At 72.8% G+C, this 15,929-nt stretch carries 10 protein-coding genes; 2 read left to right on the top strand and 8 right to left on the bottom strand.

The window, feature by feature from the left end:
- Window positions 1–206: 206 nt before the first annotated feature.
- The 6 genes from R6Y94_RS10875 to R6Y94_RS10850 all read right to left on the bottom strand — a co-directional run bounded on the left by R6Y94_RS10875 (window position 207) and on the right by R6Y94_RS10850 (window position 8,324).
- Window positions 207–1,049, bottom strand: a complete 843-nt coding sequence (locus tag R6Y94_RS10875) for a hypothetical protein (protein ID WP_318395686.1) — start codon at window positions 1,047–1,049, stop codon at window positions 207–209.
- Between the two features lie 27 nt (window positions 1,050–1,076).
- Complete coding sequence (locus tag R6Y94_RS10870) at window positions 1,077–2,114, bottom strand: hypothetical protein (protein WP_318395685.1); 1,038 nt, start codon at window positions 2,112–2,114, stop codon at window positions 1,077–1,079.
- Window positions 2,111–2,530, bottom strand: coding sequence for a hypothetical protein (locus R6Y94_RS10865; RefSeq protein WP_318395684.1), 420 nt, complete (start codon window positions 2,528–2,530; stop codon window positions 2,111–2,113). Before R6Y94_RS10865 ends, R6Y94_RS10870 begins: the two co-directional genes overlap by 4 nt.
- Before the next feature lie 8 nt (window positions 2,531–2,538).
- Window positions 2,539–5,526, bottom strand: coding sequence for an ATP-binding protein (locus R6Y94_RS10860; RefSeq protein ID WP_318395683.1), 2,988 nt, complete (start codon window positions 5,524–5,526; stop codon window positions 2,539–2,541).
- 4 nt (window positions 5,527–5,530) lie between these two features.
- Window positions 5,531–7,558 (bottom strand): hypothetical protein, encoded by a 2,028-nt coding sequence (locus R6Y94_RS10855; RefSeq protein ID WP_318395682.1) that lies wholly within the window; start codon window positions 7,556–7,558, stop codon window positions 5,531–5,533.
- Window positions 7,559–7,631: 73 nt separating this feature from the next.
- Window positions 7,632–8,324 carry a hypothetical protein gene (locus R6Y94_RS10850; RefSeq protein ID WP_318395681.1) on the bottom strand — a complete coding sequence of 231 codons (693 nt, stop codon included), beginning with the start codon at window positions 8,322–8,324 and terminating at the stop codon, window positions 7,632–7,634.
- A 191-nt stretch (window positions 8,325–8,515) separates the two neighbouring features.
- Here R6Y94_RS10850 and R6Y94_RS10845 point away from each other — a divergent pair, with 191 nt between their 5' ends.
- Window positions 8,516–10,804, top strand: a complete 2,289-nt coding sequence (locus R6Y94_RS10845) for an ATP-binding protein (RefSeq protein WP_318395680.1) — start codon at window positions 8,516–8,518, stop codon at window positions 10,802–10,804.
- Window positions 10,805–10,955: 151 nt separating this feature from the next.
- Here R6Y94_RS10845 and R6Y94_RS10840 read toward each other — a convergent pair whose 3' ends face one another.
- Window positions 10,956–11,309 carry a DUF664 domain-containing protein gene (locus R6Y94_RS10840; protein WP_318395688.1) on the bottom strand — a complete coding sequence of 118 codons (354 nt, stop codon included), beginning with the start codon at window positions 11,307–11,309 and terminating at the stop codon, window positions 10,956–10,958.
- Here R6Y94_RS10840 and R6Y94_RS10835 point away from each other — a divergent pair.
- Entirely contained in the window at window positions 11,295–12,185 is an 891-nt protein-coding gene (locus R6Y94_RS10835; protein ID WP_318395689.1) for a class I SAM-dependent methyltransferase, read from the top strand. The genes R6Y94_RS10840 and R6Y94_RS10835 overlap by 15 nt on opposite strands.
- 235 nt (window positions 12,186–12,420) lie before the next feature.
- Here the strand turns inward: R6Y94_RS10835 and R6Y94_RS10830 are convergent, their stop codons facing one another.
- The gene (locus tag R6Y94_RS10830; protein WP_318395679.1) at window positions 12,421–15,825 is read right to left on the bottom strand and encodes a discoidin domain-containing protein; all 3,405 of its coding nucleotides are present in this window, start codon (window positions 15,823–15,825) and stop codon (window positions 12,421–12,423) included.
- Between the last annotated feature and the right edge of the window lie 104 nt (window positions 15,826–15,929).

Raw genomic sequence — 15,929 nt, 5'->3', positions numbered from 1 at the left:
CCCCCCCGGGGGCCCCCCCCCCCCCCCCGGGGGGGGGCCGGCCCCCCCCCCCCCCGGGGGGGGGGGGCCCCCCCGGCCCGCGCACCCGCGTACGCCGTGAACCGGCTCGTTGACGTGCAGGGGCGCACGCCCACCGTGGTCGGGTCAGTCCGGATCGGCCATCAGGCCGGCTGCGCCCAGGTTCCATGATCAAGCACCGGAGCTCCTCACCTGGGCCGGTCCGGTGAGTACGAAGGGCCAGCAACCGGGGACCACCACACCTGCCCGGTGTCCGGGTCGGTTTCCAGGCCCGGTGGGCCCGTACGGGCGCTGATGCCGTACGCCTCGCGGCCGGTACGGTACTCCCACCCGCAGACCGCCACCACTGCGGCGGCGGCAGCCCCGGACAGGGCCAGCGACGCCGGTTGCACACCCACCATGGCGAGTTCCACCGCTACCGCGCCGAGGCAGAGCCACGGCGCGGCGAGCGGGGGCATCAGCGGATGCCCGTCGGCCGCCGCGAACACGTTGCGGTGGATCTGGAGTACTCCGCCCAGCGTGAACGGCGCCAGACAGGCCGCCCCGAGCAGCAACAGCAGAGTGGACACGCCGAGCCGGCGCAGATCGTCGTGCACGAACCAGAACACCAGCGTCAGAACCCCGGCGGCGGAGAGCCAGCCGAGCCCCACGACGAACGGGCGGCGCAGCAGCGTCCGGGCGTACGCCCGGTCGCCCTCGGAGCGCACGAGGAGGTACGCGCCGGCCGCCGCGACGCCCGGCGTCCCGAGCACCGGGCCGAGCACGGCCTTCGCCAGGATGAGCGGCCAGACCCGGGCGCCGAGGGTGGCGGCGCTCGCCAGGCCGGAGCAGACCACCACCGCGCCGAGGGCGAAGCGGAGCCGTTCGGCGTTCGCCAGCGCCCAGTGCCCGTCGATCCTGCGGGCGAAAAACCGCCAGCCCAGCCCGAACAACCAGCCGGACACTCCCCACGGCAGGGTACGGAGCTGGGCGCGGGCCAGCGGGCGTGACACGGTCAGCGCGATGTTGAACGCACCGGGCAGCTCACTCACGGCGTGGCCCGCACGGGGGACGATCCGTCACTGTTCCGGCCGGCGCGGCTGCTCGCCGCGATATCCGGCCTCGTACGGGGGATACTCGTCAGGTGGTGTCGGCGTTTCCACCACCGGTACCGCTGGCGCCGGTGTGGGCTCGACCACCGGTCGAGTCTCGTCGCCACCCGGCTCACCGCGATACCCGGCCTGGTAGGAACCCTCCGGCGGCGGGTCGGTGGTCGCCGCGACCAGCGCCGGTGGTGCCTCGTCCAGCGTGGCCGTTTCCTCGGCCACCTGCCGGCTCTCCTCGGCGCGACGCTCCTCGAGCTCGGTGACCAGTTCCTTCACCTGCGCCTTGAGTTCGGCCACCACGGCACGGAGTCCAGCGGTATCCATTTCGGACAGCTCGGGTAGCTGGGTCGGCATGTCCTGACCGTGCCGGATCTGGGCGTCGAGGACCTGCACGCTCTCGTACAGCTCGGATACCGCCCGGGCCGGTGCCGGTAGCTGCGTCGCCGGGTCGTCGGCGCTCTCCGATCCCTGGCCTGGGCCGGCGAACCACGGCCGGGTCATCACCACGTCCGTCGGGTCGGCGAACGGCTGGAACTCGCTGGCATCGGGCATGCTCGCCCCGGCCGGTGTCGACTCGTCCGGCCCCAGCTCCGGCTCCGGGACCGGCCCGCGGTACAGCCTCCCGGCATGCTCGACCCAGGCGGCCACCTCCTGGGTCTCCGCGTCCAGGTACCACTCCGGCGACGGTGGCATCTGGTACGCGTCCTTGACCACGCCGGTCACGCCCTCGACGAGCTGCGCACCACCCCGGACGATGTGTTTCTCCGGCTCCGGCAGGCCGGCGGCGAACTCGCCGGCGAGTTGCCGACCCACCTGGGCGACATTGTGCAGCCGGCCAGCGTTCTCCTGCGCATCCTTACGTAGATCCTCGACAAAGGTGTCGCTGGGCGGCTTCGGCTCTTCCGTCCAGGGCTGCTGGGGCAACCGGGCCGGCTGGTCGTCCTGGTCCTTCCGCCGGTCGTGCCGCTGCTCGTCGAAATCGTCGGCCTGGGCGAGTCCGATCATCGTCACCAACCCTCCTTCGTACGTAACTGGTCGAACTGCTCGGCGAGGATGAACTCCTCGGGCATGAGTCCGCGGTGCGGGTGCCCGTCGACAAAGTTGAGCGCCGACGGCGAGTCCGGGGGTGCCAGGCTCGACGTGTCGTACCCGTCGACGACCGAACCAGCACCGCCGCCCGGCCCGGAGGACCCGTCGGCTGGGCCGAGGTAGCCGCTCGGACCGCCGTCGGCGAGGAACTGCTCGTCGTACGGGTCGAACCCACCGGACCCGGTCGGTCCGCCCTGGTCGATGGTGGGGATGTCCTCTTCGAGGAGCCGTTCGTCGTACAGGTCGACGGCACGGGTGGCGAGCGCCTCCAGGTCGGTCGGGGTGGCCAGGGCCAGCCGCCGGTCGGCGGCGACGATGTCGTGGCCTGGCGAGTCCATCCGTCCTCCTACTCGTCGCCGGACACCGGCGCGCCCGCCGGCGCCGGGTCGGTCTCCGCGCGGGACGTCCCGGCCCGCCCCGCCGGCTGCCCGGCGGTGCCGGGCGCCGGTGACAGGAACCGGCCGACCAGCCAGGGCCGTTGCAGGGCAAGGAAGCCAGCCGCCTGCCGCAGGCGGCGGCGCGGGTCCGGCTCGTCGCTCAGCCGGTCGACCGCGACGACCCAGCGGGCCGGGCGGGACGTGCCAGCCACCCCGGTCCACCCGGGCAGCCGGCTCTCCGGACGGGCGTGTAGCTGTGCCAACTGCTCGGCAGGGGTGCTACCGGGCAGATCCAGGCCGCGCCGCCGCCACTGGCCGGTGTCGGCGTGCGGGCCGTCCTGTTGCCCGGCCCGCCGCAGCGCCCAACCCACGTCCACCCAGCGGAAGGCGCCCGCCTGCCAGTGCGTCTCGCCGGCGCACCGGGAGTCCTCGGCGGCCGGGCCGAGCAGCCAACCGCGCAGCCGGTCGGCCAAGTGGCCGGCGAGCGCCTCCGGCTGGAACACCGACGCGAGAACCTGGTATCGCACCTGGACCGCCTCGTGGGCGAGTTGGGCCGCGGCGCAGACCAGCGTCGCGTGGTCGGCGCGACCGCGTACCGAGGCCAGCCATCGGGCGTCCGGCACCGGTTCCGCCTCGCCGACGACGTGGGCGGCGGTCAGCACCTCGGCCCAGAGCACCAGCCTCGGCTCGTCCCGGACCAGCCCGGTCGCCGTGACCATCCGCCGCAGGGTGCAGGGCTCCGCGCGGCAGGACACCGGGCAGCCGGCGAAAGCCGGCCGGGCGATCGCGACCCGGCGGGTGGCGGCCGAGGTGTCCTCCCGCTCTTCGCCCAACGGGATCCCGACCAGGACCGGACGATCCATGCCGTCGGCGAAGACGGCGGCCCGGCCGGGCGGCAGTGTCACGACGTACTGCGACTGCTCCGGGTCCAGGTTCATGGTGGCACCGACGGCGAGCCGGTCGTCGGCGGCGGGCAGCCGGTGCACCACCTTCAGGGCGGTGTTCTTCACGACGTCCGGCAGGATCTTCGCGGGGATCTGCTCCGCGACCACGATGCCCTCGCCGTACGCGCGGATCTCGGCGAGCAGGCCGGCGAACAGCTCCACGGCGTGCGCGGCGGGGCTCCCCTCGGGTACGCGTTTGAGCAGCCGGTGCGCCTCCTCGATCACCGTGATGTGGCGCAGGCCGCGCGGGGCGCCGTCCCTGGCCGCGCGTACCCGCAGGTGCTCGACGATCCGGATCAGCACCGTACCGATGAAGAACGCCTTGTCCTGGTCGTCGCCGATGTCCTCCAGTTCCAGCACGACGTTACGGCGCAACAGGTCCGCGAGGTCCAACGGGTGGCCGCCCTCGAAGAACTGGCCGGGCGTGCCGAGGCGCAGGCTGCCGAGCCGTACGTCGACGAAGCCGCGTACGTCGGCGGCGATCCGGTCGCTGTAGCCGATCCGGGTGACGACCTCCCGGGCGGCGCGCTGGAGGTCGCCGAGGGTGGGATAACGGGGCCGGACGGCCTGGTCCCGCGGTTCGCTGAGCGGCAGCTCCCAACCCAGTTCCTCGTAGCAGCGCACGATCGCCTGGCTGAGCACCTGTGGAAACGGCTCATTGGCCTCGAACGCGGCGAGGAAGAGTGCCCGTACCAGGTCGATGTGCGTCTGCATGGGGAAGCCCGGCTCGGGTTCGAGCGGGTTGAGCGAGGCCGGCGCGACGTCCACCTCACCGGGCCGGATGACCAGCACGCGGGCATCCGGAGGCAGCCGCCCGGCCATTCCGGCGTACTCGGCCTTGGCCGGCTCGATCACCAGCCACGGCACGCCCGCACCGTGCAGCGACTCCAGCAACGCGCGTACCGTCTGGGACTTGCCGGCGCCGGTCGCGCCGCAGACGAACGTGTGCCGGTTGAGGGTCCCGGCGCCGACCCGGAACTCACCGGCCGGCAGCAGCGCCCGGTCCAGCACCGTGCCGAGCACCAGTGACCCGGCCGCCGTGCCGGTCCCGGACGGGACGGTCTCCGGCGTGACGACGGCTTCGGACGGGACGGTCTCCGGCGTGACGTCGAAGGTGTTCGGCCGGACGATCCGTACCCCCGGAAGCTCCCGGTGCGGCGGGCGGGCCACCGCCGCGACCACCTCGGCCGGTGCGGCGAACGGCGCGTGCAGTGCGGTCACCCGGCCGGGTGCGGCCCACGCCCCGTCCAGCCCGTCGGCCACCTCCGGCAGCGGGCGCAGGGCGTACGGCAGTGGGGCGGTGGCCGCCGCCCCGCAGAGCAGGGCTGCCACGCCGCGGGCGCGGAGGCTGTCGGTGGTCCCGACGAGCACGTGTACGTCCCACAGCCCGGCCGGCTCGGCCCGGGCCAGTTCGCGATAGCGCGCCTCGGCCTGCTCCAGTTCCATCCGGCCGGTCTCCGAGACGCCCTGGCGGTCACGCAGCCGCGGAATCGCGTACGCCAGCTCGCGCAGCCTGCTCCGGGCGTCTTCGTCGGCAACCGGCTCGGCGACGACGAACCAGGCGAACGGGGTGTCCACGAGCTGCGTCACGCAGTCCTCGAAGACGAACGCACCCGGCGAGCACCGCTGCCCGGTCGCGGGGTCGGCCAGCGTGTCCACCCCGCCCGCGCAACGCACCCAGGCCGGCAGGGAGCGCAGCGTGCGACCGGCGGCACCGTCGGCGAGCGGCACCACCAGCCCGCCCAGCGGATACAGCGTGCTCCGGTACGGGCCCGCCGCGCCGACCGCCGCGAAGCCGCCGGTCAACACCTCGATCGGCGCCCCCGGCGCCGGACGCACCCAGGCATGTAGGACGGTGGACCCGAAGGCGTGTGCCTGTCCCAGCGCCGGCAGCAGCGTGGCTCGTGCCCCCGCCGGTTCCCGGTCCTGTTCGGACGCGTCCGGGGCGGACTGGATCGCGACCAGCCGGTGTACGGGTCGCTCCTCGTCCAGGAGCGGGATTCCGCCGGACACCGGGTCACCCGACCAACGAGCGGCGCGGCTCGTCCTGGACCCCGCCGGCGGTGACGATCCACGGATTGCAGTCGCCGAGCCGGGCTCGCGGCCCCTCCCGTCGTTCCGGGTCGACGACGAACAGTGCCGTCTCCGGCAGGGTCTGCAACTGGCGAGGTTCGACGGTGAGCTGGTAGTCGCGGTGCCGCCCGACCGACTCGTTGAAGGAGGTGTTCGTCCCGTCCGACGTGCCGTGGGACGTACTCTCCGAGGTGCCCTCGGTGACGCTCCGGCCGGACGTGCGGCTGCCGTGGCCGGCGCCGAACGTACGGCTGTCCGACCTCGTCTCGGAGCGGGACGTGCCGTGCGTACGGGTGGTACTGGTGGACTCGCTGGTGCCGGTGCCGGCGCCGATGGTGAGCTGGTTGACGACGAACCGGTGCTCGCGCCCGATGAAGTTCGTCGCCGCCTCGGCCTCCTTGGCGTTCCCCACCCGCATGAGGACCACCGGCCCGCCGCTGCCGAGCAACTGTTCGGCGTCCTGCCGCACGTGCCGGAAGAGATAGACCAGCCGGATGTCACGGCGCCGCGCGATGCGGTCCAGGCGTTCGAGTTGGGCGCGCGGGACGAGGTCCGCGCCGGCGACGACCAGGGCCCGGCGACCGCCGGCACCGCCGGTTCCGTGCTGCGCGTGTGCGGCTGCGACATTGAGCAGCAACGGGGCGAGCATCTCGGCCGCAAGGTCGCCGGCCGCCTCGTCCACCTCCACGACGGAGATCTCGACAGCGCCGTCGAGCACCGGCTCACCGGCGTGGGCACCGAAGCGCAGCAGCGGGTGCAGGCGTGCCTCGATCGCGCCGATGCGATCCTCGAGAGTCTTCCGGGACACCTCGCCGAACGCCTCGTGCAGGCGCTCGTACTCGTCGACCGTCAGCACCGAGCCTGGGCCGGGAAACGGCTCCTGGCGCAGCAGCGTACGCAGCCCGGCGCAGACCCGGGCGATCGTCAGCGACGGTGCGAGGATGTCGCACACCTGGCCCACCACCCGGATGTCCAGGGTGTGCCGCTCCGGGGACGCGGCCGGCTCCGCCGCGTGTGCCGCCGCGACCAGCAACTCGGCGACCTCGCGGCCCTCCAGGCCGGCCAGCAGGTTGAGGCCCGGGGCGTCCGCCGGCAGGTTCAGCCGCCGCACCGACCGGCCGTGTGCCTCGGCGAGCCGGACCAGCGGCTGCCCGACCCCCTCCCGGGACAGGTCGAGCAGGCTCAGCCGGGTGCCCGCCCCGACCAGGGAGGCGCCCATCGTGAGCAGCAGACAGCACCAGCCGCGCGGAGTGCCCCCGTACACGTCGACCCGGCCGTCGTCGTGCGGGCCCAGCGGAAACCAGAACGGCAGGCCACCGATCCGGTCCTCCGCCTCCTCCCGGGCGGCCCGTCGACGGGCCGCCCAGGGCCCGGCCTCCGCCTCGTACCGGTCCAGCTGGTCGCGGACCGCGCCGAGCCAGTCCCGGTGCCCAGCCGCGGCACGTGACCGGGCGAGTGGCCCGACCACCAGCCACGTCAGCACGCCGGCCAGCAGCAGGCCCAGGACCACGTCAGGTCCCATGGACAGGTAGTGCAACGGATCGTCGCCGAACGGATGCGCCTCGAGGTACCGGGCCCCCGCCGCCTGCTCCAGGCGGGTCTTCTCCGGCTCCGGCACGTCCGGCACGCTGAGCGCCCCGGACACCCTGCCGAAGGTGTAGACCCCGGCAACCACGTACCAGATGGCCAGTACGCCGACCGCCAGTCCGAGCAGTACCCGCGACATGCTCACCCGGCCACGGGCGCGGGCCGCGTCGGGAGCCCAGGCCGGCGGTGGCAGGTGGCAGAGGGGCTGGGGCAGGTCGGGCGGCACCGCCACCGGACCCGGCGGCCGGAACTCCCAGCCCCACCGCTCCGCCGAGGCGAAGATCCGGGCGGGCAGCTCCGCCGCCCGCCGGATCGCGGCCGCTCCGACCGGCACCGCGGTGGACGGCGGCCGGGCAGCCGTGCCGGCTCCTCGCGCTCCGGTCACGACCACTCCTCGCTTCGCCCGTCGGCGTCCTGACACGTCGGGCCGAGCCGGCTGATGCCGTCGCTCCGCCCGTTCATGCCGACACGTCCAGACCGAGCGCGGACAGCGGTGGCGCGGCCGGCGGTCGGCCGGCGGGCTCGTCGAGTCCCTGTGCCCGGAGCCAGTCGATGCGCTGCCGCGCGGCGGCTGCCGCGGCGTCGGCCACGTGGTCCTCCTCCCCGGTGAACTCGTACTGGCAGGCCCAGCACCAGCGCTGCCGTGGCTCACCCCAGCGGGCACAGCGCGGACAACGGCGGTGTCGCAGCGCGAACGTCAACTGTTCGATCTCGAACGTGACCGCGGTCGCCCGGGCGGCCCGGCGCTGGGCATCCGCATGGAACCGCGGCAGCGCCGCGTCGGACAGCGGCGCACCACCGAGGCTCCTGGATCGGCGTACCAGGTACAGGAGCGTGCCACGGAGCAGCCGGCGGCCCCCCGAGAACGGGGGCCCGATCCGCTCGCGGCCGATGGTCACGGCCACCGGGTGGAACGCGATGGCCGCCCGCGCCAACCAGACCGGCGCCGCCGGGTGCCGCCAGCTCCGGTAGTACGACCGCCGGCCGTCCCCGGCACGGACGCCGGGGTACGGCGCTTCGTCCGGCAGCCAGCCCCGCTCGCCGAGTGCCAGGTCGACCAGGCCCAGTACCGCTTCGGGGTCGGCCGGCGGAAACCGGAGGTGGAGGTAGCCGGAGCGGATCTCCCCTGCGCCGGAGGCCGGCCGCGCCACAGGCGACGGCGGAAACGGCTGCCCTACCAAGCTCTACCTCCTGACAACACGCGACTGACCGTCGGCACGGTCCACAGTCAAGCAACCATCGCGGTCGACTTGCGTTCTGCAGACCGATTGCGGAACGCTTCCAGCACATCCGATTCGCCACCGCCGACCCTGCGCAACCGTCGCTCCCGCTGGAACTGGTGATGACCGAAGCCCCGTACGCCGAGCTGGGCACGGCGCTGCGCCGCTGCCGCCGGCTCGCCGGCCTGTCGCTGCGGGTACTCGCCCGCCGGTTGGGCCTGCGCGCACACAGCGCACTCTCCGATTACGAGCACGGCCGGCGCCTGCCGCCGGAGGACCTGCTGCGCCGCTACGAGCGGGTCTTCCCGGAACACGCCGCGGTGCTGCGCCGGAAGTGGCAGGAGGCGCTCGCGGCCAGAGCCGACGTCGAGTCACCGGCCAACGCTGCGCCGGCCAGCCCGGTCGGGTCCCCGTCGGCCGGTCCACGCCCCGCACAGCTCCCCGCGGACCTGGCCGACTTCGTGGGTCGCCACGACGACCTGGCGGTGTTGTCGGCCGCCGCCGCACGATCCCGGGCCGTGTTGGTGGTCTCCGGACCACCGGGCGTGGGCAAGACCAGCCTCGCCGTGCGGCTGGCACACCTGCTCGCCCCGGACTTCCCGGACGGCCAACTCTTCGTCGACCTGCGCGGAGCGGACGAGCGGCCGGTCGCGCCGGCCATCGCCCTCGGGCAGTGGGTACGCGCGCTCGGGGTCGCGGACGCGGCAACGCCGAACGGCGCTGCCGAGCTGGCCGGCTGGTACCGGTCGCTGCTGGCCGGCCGCCGGATGCTCGTCCTGGTCGACAACGCCGCGACCGAGGCGCAGGTACGGCCGCTGCTGCCCGGCTCCGCCGAGGTTCTGGTCATCGTGACCAGTCGCAACCCGCTGATGGGCCTGGACGCCACGCTGCACCATGCCGTCCGGCCGCTGTCCGAACAGGACACCACGGCGCTGCTCGGCGAGATCATCGGCGCTGCCCGGATCGCTGCCGAGGCCGCCGCCGCCACAGAGATCGCCCGGCGGTGCGCGGGACTGCCGCTGGCCACCCGGATCGCCGGCCGGCGACTGGCCGCCTGGTCCGGGTGGCGGCTCCGGGACTGCGCCGAGGCGCTGGCCGACCGGCACCAGCGCCTGGACTGGCTGGCCGGCGGCGACCGCGCGGTGCGGAGCACCTTCGACATGTCGTACCGGATCCTGCCGGCCGACGCCCGCCGGCTCTTCCGCCGGCTGGCCCTGCTGCCCGTTCCGGAGTGCACCGTCCCAGCCGCCGCTGCCCTGACCGGGACGGTGCCCTCGACGGCCGAAAGGCTGCTGCGCAGCGTCGAGCAGGCGGGAATGGTCCAGCCCGGCACGGAACCCGGCCGATATCGGATCCACGACCTGCTGGCGCTCTACGCCCGGGAGCGCCTGATCGCCGAGGAAGAGCCGGACCAACGCCGAGGCGCGGAGGAGGACCTGCTCGGCTGGCTGCTCGGCACGGCGGCGGAGACGGCCGCCCGGCTCGCCCTGGACGACACGGCCGGCGTCGCCCCGCCGAACGGACGGCGGCGCACCGCCGACCACGCCAGCCAGCAGCAGGCGATCCGGTGGCTCGAAGCCGAGCGGGCGGCGATCCTCGGTGGCGTACGGCGGGCCGCCGCGCTGAACCGCGCCGACCTCGTCCACCCGCTGGTCCCGCTGCTGCCCTGGTTCTACGACCTGCGCTGTCACTGGCGCGACCTGCGGGAACTCGCCCGCACAGCGCTCGGCCTGGCCCGCCGGCAGGGCGCCGCCGCTCCGACAGCGGCGGCTCTGAACGCGCTGGCGCTCGCCTGGTACCAGCTACGACGGCCGGCCGCCGCACTGCGCTGCGCCAGCGAGGCAGTACGGGTAGCGCGCGGCGCCGGCACCGTCGAGGAGGCGTGGGCGCTGGATCGGATGGGCATGGCACTGTCCGAACTCGGCCGGTACGCCCAGGCCGTCAACGTACTGCGCCGGGCTGCCGCGCTGGCCCACGAGTACGGCGACTGGTGGGAGGAGGCGGCCGCCCTCAACCACCTCGGCCACGCGCTGACCCAGGCGGACAGTTCGGCGCAGGCCCTGCGGGAGTACGACCACGCGCTGCGTATCTTCCAGGCCCTGGGCAGCAGCGGCAGCGAGGCCATGACCCGGGTCGGCCTCGGCCGCGCGCTGGCACGCACCGGCCGAACCGTCGACGCCATCGACCAGCACCATGCTGCCATCCGGCTCTTCACCAACGTGCAGGACGGCTGGGGCGCGGCGTACGCCCGGCACGAGCTGGCGATCGCCATGCGCAAGACCGGCCGGCTCCACGACGCGGCAAATCTGCTCGACCAAGCCGCTGCGGCGTTCGGCGCCCTGGGCGACCGACACCACGAGGCGGCGAGCCGGCACGCGCTGGACGATCTGGCGGCGGTCACCGGAGCCTGAGGAGGCTGGCCTGGGGTCTTGCGCGGCGAGATGTCGTCTCCACGGCGGGGGAAAGGTAGCCACACCGTCTCGAAGATCATCGACAGCCCGGTGAACGGCATGCGCAGGCCCGCAGTCCGAGTGACGAGGATGTGCTGACTCCGCCCGGCGGTCAGTGGGGCAGCATGCCGCGTACGTAGGCCGCCTGCCCGAGGTGCTCCGGGTCGTCGGTGAGCACGCTGACCAGGCGGACGCCCAGGCCCACCGGCGGATCCCACGAGGGGTCGACGATCCGGTCGAAGTCGTCGTCGGTGAGCCCGGAGAGGAACTCGACGGTCGGGTCGTGCACCGCGTCGTGGTAATAGAGCAACTGTTCCGGCCGGACCCGTACCGCCGCGACGTCGGCGCTGCTGTGTCGAAAGCCGGTCACCGACACGTCGAACGGCAGCGCGAACTCGTCGGACCAGCCGGCGGCCGTCCAGACCTGCTCGGTCCCGGCGACGTCGGCGACGTGGTCGTCCTGGATCCGGGTCAGGTGCCAGACCCAGCCAGCCGACCGAGTTGGCCTCCGGCGCGGGACGGTGCGGGCGGGTCGCTGATGATCTATACACGCGGCAAGGGCAGCTTCAACCGCCGCCGATACCTGGTTTTCAGGAGCGTGAACAATAGCGTCATGAGCGACCAGGACCGCCCGCACCGGCCCCTTCCCCCGGCCGCCGAGCGCCCGCCGGTGCTCGCCAGCCTGCGCTACCACGAGCGCGCCGCCGATCTGACCGGCCGGCTACAGGACGAGGTTTTCACATACATCCACCGCACGAACATGTGGGGAAGCTCGGAATCCACCTCGGGCGAGGGCTCCGAACTGGGCGCCACGGCGGTGCTCCGGGTGGAGATCCCCGCGCTGCTGCGACGGCTCGACGTGAAGGTGATGCTCGATGCACCCTGCGGCGACTTTGGCTGGATGCGACACGTCGACCTGACCACGCTCGACCGCTACATCGGCGCCGACATCGTCGCGGATGTCGTCGACCGCAACAACGCGCGATACGCCGACGAGCACCGGCGTTTTGAACTGCTCGATCTGACCCGCGATCGCCTGCCCCGGGCCGACCTGGTCCTGTGCCGCGACTGCCTGGTACACCTGACGTACGACCAGATCCGGTGGGCGCTGGCCAACATCAGGGCCAGCGGCGCCGAGTACGTGCTGATGACCACGTTCGTCGAGATCGACGCCAACGCCGACGCGGCTACCGGCGACTGGCGCCCGCTCAACTTCCAGTTGCCGCCGTTCTGCCTGCCCGAGCCACTCTGCCTGATCGTCGAGGGCTGTACGGAGGCCGGCGGCGCCTACGCCGACAAATCCCTCGGCCTCTGGCATGCCGCTGACCTGCCCGTCGCCTGAGATCGTCTTACCGGTGCACCAGCCGGCATCGCGGTTGGTGGCCACCGGCTTCTCCGATCGAGCCTTGGCGGGTCCGACGAGGTTTGGCGGCGTGATGGACGGTCTGTATTGCATTCCCGATTCGGAGAGGCGACAGCGGCCGCCTGTAGGGAATGCGTGGATCGTGTCTGCCCACCGTGCCGGCGCCGCCGGTGCACCGCCCGGCACGGACCACGGGCGGTGCACCGGAAGCCGGCTAACTGAGCGGCTCGACCCAGATGTTCCGGTAGAACAGGTTGGGACCGGGGTCGCCGTGGTCCTGGAGACGGATCGGGCCCACCGATGGCCCCTCCGGCGCTCCGCCGCCGGTCGGCCCGCTGATCTCGGCGTTGTCGTGCACCGTGACGCCGTTCCACACGACGGTGACCCGGGCGTTCTCCGTCTTGGCCCCGGCGGCGTCGAACCGGGCGGCCCGGAACGTCACGTCGTACGTCTGCCAGGTCTGCGGTGCGGTCGCGGCGTTCACCCTCGGCGCCAGTTTCTCGTAGATGGCGCCGCACTCGTTGCTGGCCGGGGTGGTGTCGCCATACGAGTCGAGCACCTGCAACTCGTACCGGTCCTGCAGGTAGATGCCGCTGTTCGCCCGGGCCTGCCCGGTGACGTCCGCCGGCAGGTTCGGCAGCCAGAACTCGATGTGCAGCCTGAAGTCGCCGAAGCTCTGCCGGCTCCGGATGTCGCCGCCGAGCACCTCCACTCCGCCGTTGCCCAGCGGCCAGGTCGGGTTGGCCCCGTTGGCCTGCTGGAAGTTGTTCATGTTGGTCCCGTCGAAGAGCGTGATCCGGCCGGTGTCCGCACCGGGTCCGTACGCCTCGAACTCGTAGATCCGGGCCGCGTTGTCGGTGGTACTGGTCGGCGCGGTCACGGCCAGTCGCGCGTACCTGGCCTGGGTGGCCGGGATGTCGTGGGTGGTGACGTTCGCGGTGTTGCCGGTAACGGTCGCGACCGTGGTCCAGGCGGTGCCGTCGGCGCTGACCTGGACGGTGAAGTCGCGGGTGTTCCAGGCGGCGTTCTCGCCGCCGGCGCCCGCGTGCCGGACCACGAACCGGTGCACCGTCTGGGTGGTGCCGAGGTCGACCTGCAACCACTTGGTGGTGCCGAGTGAGCACCACTTGTCGCTGTTGCCGCCGGTCACGCTGCCGTTGACCGCCTGTGCCGGTCCCTCGGTGCCGGAGCAGGAACTGTCCGCCGTCGCCGGCCGGCCCAGGGCGAGGTTGCCCGATGTCGGCGCGGCACCGCCGTACACCTCGAACTCGTAGATCCGGGCCGCGTTGTTGCCGTCGCTGCTCGGGGTGGTGATGGCGAGGCGGACGTACCGGGCCTGGGTCGCCGCGAAGGTGTGCGTGGTGGTGTTGGCGGTGTTCGCGGCGACGTTCGCGACCGTGGTCCAGGCGGTGCCGTTGGTGCTGACCTGGACGGCGAAGTCGCGGGTGTTCCAGGCAGCGGCCTCACCGCCGGCGCCGGCGTGCGCGACGACGACCCGGTTCACGCTCTGGGCCGAGCCCAGGTCGACCTGCAACCACCTGCTGGATCCCGTCGAACACCACTTGTCGAGGTTCCCCGAGGTGGTGGTGCCGTTCACGGCCTTCGCCGGGCCCTCGGTCGCCGAGCAGGAACTGTCGGCCGTGGCCGGCCTGCCCAGGGCGAGGTTGACCGGCGGCACCTGGCCGGGGATGGCATTGAGGGTGTACCAGACCTCGGTGCTCCACAGCGCCTGGCCGTCGCTCGCGCTGAACGGCCGGGGCGAGCGGACGTGGACCACCCGGCCGACCTTGAGCCCGTTGACGACCAGGGTGACCTTCCTGCCGTCCGCCGACAGCGTCGCCGAGGAGACCGACAGCGTCTCCTCGTCCACCTTCGGCCCGCCGTAGGCGGCGGTCGGGACGTACCGCCACTGCTTGACCCGGTACTTCGAGGCCAGCGCGGTCGCGGTCGCCGCCGAGAGCGGCTTGGTGTACTCGATCTCGAACCCGTTCGGCCGGGCCCGCATCGCGAGCATGTCGAAGTTGGCGCTGCCGTTCGGGGTGATCTTCTGCAGGCCGTAGCTGAGCTTGCCCTCCTGCCCCCAGTTCCCGCCGCCGTGCAGGCCGCCGGTGTAGAGAGCACCGTCCGGGCCGACACTGACCTCGGAGACACCGGCCTCAAGACCCTGCGTCATCCGGAACAGCGCGCCCTGGTACTCACCGTTGACCTTCTCCAGGTACGCCCGCTGGAGGCCGCCGTACGTCACGTCGCCGATCGCCATCTGCCCGGCGAAGGGCCCCTGGGTCATCATCACCGGCGTACTCGGCGAGTTGCCGATCTCGTTCTGCGGAAACCAGATCACCGGCTGGGTCACCGGGTTGTTGTCGAACGGCCCGGCCGGGTTGAGGTAGTGGTTGAAGAACCGGTCCTGCTTGATGTGCAGCAGCTTGGACGCCGGCTGGTAGCCGCCCTGGTTGTCGGTGACGAAGAGCCCGTTCTCCGGCCCCCAGCCGATGCCGTGCGGGGTACGCAGCCCGCCCGCGATGTACGACACCGCGCCGGTCGTCCGGTTCACCTTGATGGTGGTGCCCCGGTTACCCGCCGGCTGCGGGTTCGTGGTGGCGCCGCCGTAGTTGATCGACACCGAGAGGTTCAGGTAGAAGAACCCGTCGGCGTAGAGCAGCCCGAACCCGAACTCGTGGAAGTTCTGGCCGAACGGCCAGGTGGCCACGGTGCGGTAGTTGTCGGTCACCCCGTCGCCGTTGGTGTCGTTCAGCTCCGTGAGCCGGTGCTTCTCCGACACGTAGAGCTTGCCGTCGACGTACTTGATGCCCATCGGCTCCTGGAGCCCGCTGGCCACCCGGGTCCGGGTCACCTGGGCCGGGCTGGTGCTGCCGGCGACGTTGCCCAGCAGCCAGACCTCGCCGGCGGTGGTCAGCGAACCGCCCCAGGTGAGCACCGCGAGGCGCCCGTCCGGCAGCCAGTCGAAGCCGGTGACCTGCGGCTCGAAGCCACTGGGCCGCAGGTTCGTCAGCGTGAAGCCGGGATGTACGGCGGTCAGCGGCAGCCCGTCGCCGGGCGCGTCACCGCTGGCCTCGCACTCCTTGCGGCCGGGCGCGGTCACCCGGACGACCCCGGCGTCGGTGCTCAGCACCGAGTTGGGCACGGTCACGAACGACGTCGAGCCGGGTGTGCGCCACTGCAGCGTCAGCTGCTGGCCGCCTTCGCGCTCGAAGTGCTCGATCCGCAGCGAGTGGTAGCCGGTGCTGAGGTCGACCGTCCCGTCCTTCGGATCCGGTCCGTGCAGCCCGTCGTGGTCGACGACGACAGCGTCGTCGATCAGCAGTCGCGACCCGTCGTCGCTGAGCAGCCGGAAGGTGTAGCTGCCGGCCTGGGCGATGTTGATGTTGCCGAGGACCTGGGCCAGGAAGTAGTTCTCGAAACCGAAGTCGGCCGCGCTGGTCCAGTCGACCACCGGCATGAGCTTGTCGACGTTCGGGGTCTGCGCGGCCTTGAGGGTGCAGAGGTTGTTCAGCGGCACCTGAAGGTCGAAGACCCGCAGCGTGACGCCGGGCTCCTGTGGCGGCGGCGCGGCCGTGGCACCGCCGGCCGGCAGGCAGACGGCCGTGACGGCGAGCACGGTGGCGACCGTGCCCAGAATCGATGTGCGCGCTCGTCGGGATGGTAGGAACACGTTTCCTCCCAGGGGTGAGCGGGACGACGCCGCACCGTCACGGCACGGCC

The sequence above is a fragment of the Plantactinospora sp. KLBMP9567 genome, assembly GCF_033446045.1.
Classification (GTDB): Bacteria; Actinomycetota; Actinomycetes; order Mycobacteriales; family Micromonosporaceae; genus Plantactinospora.
Note: the sequence above shows the minus strand (reverse complement) of the source record. Positions and strands in the feature narration are given on the sequence as shown.

What these genes read in the sequence shown, in the direction of transcription:
- R6Y94_RS10845 (WP_318395680.1), top strand. Translation starts at nt 8,516, where the DNA reads ATGACCGAAGCCCCGTACGCCGAGCTGGGCACGGCGCTGCGCCGCTGC.
- R6Y94_RS10865 (WP_318395684.1), bottom strand. Translation starts at nt 2,530, where the DNA reads ATGGACTCGCCAGGCCACGACATCGTCGCCGCCGACCGGCGGCTGGCC.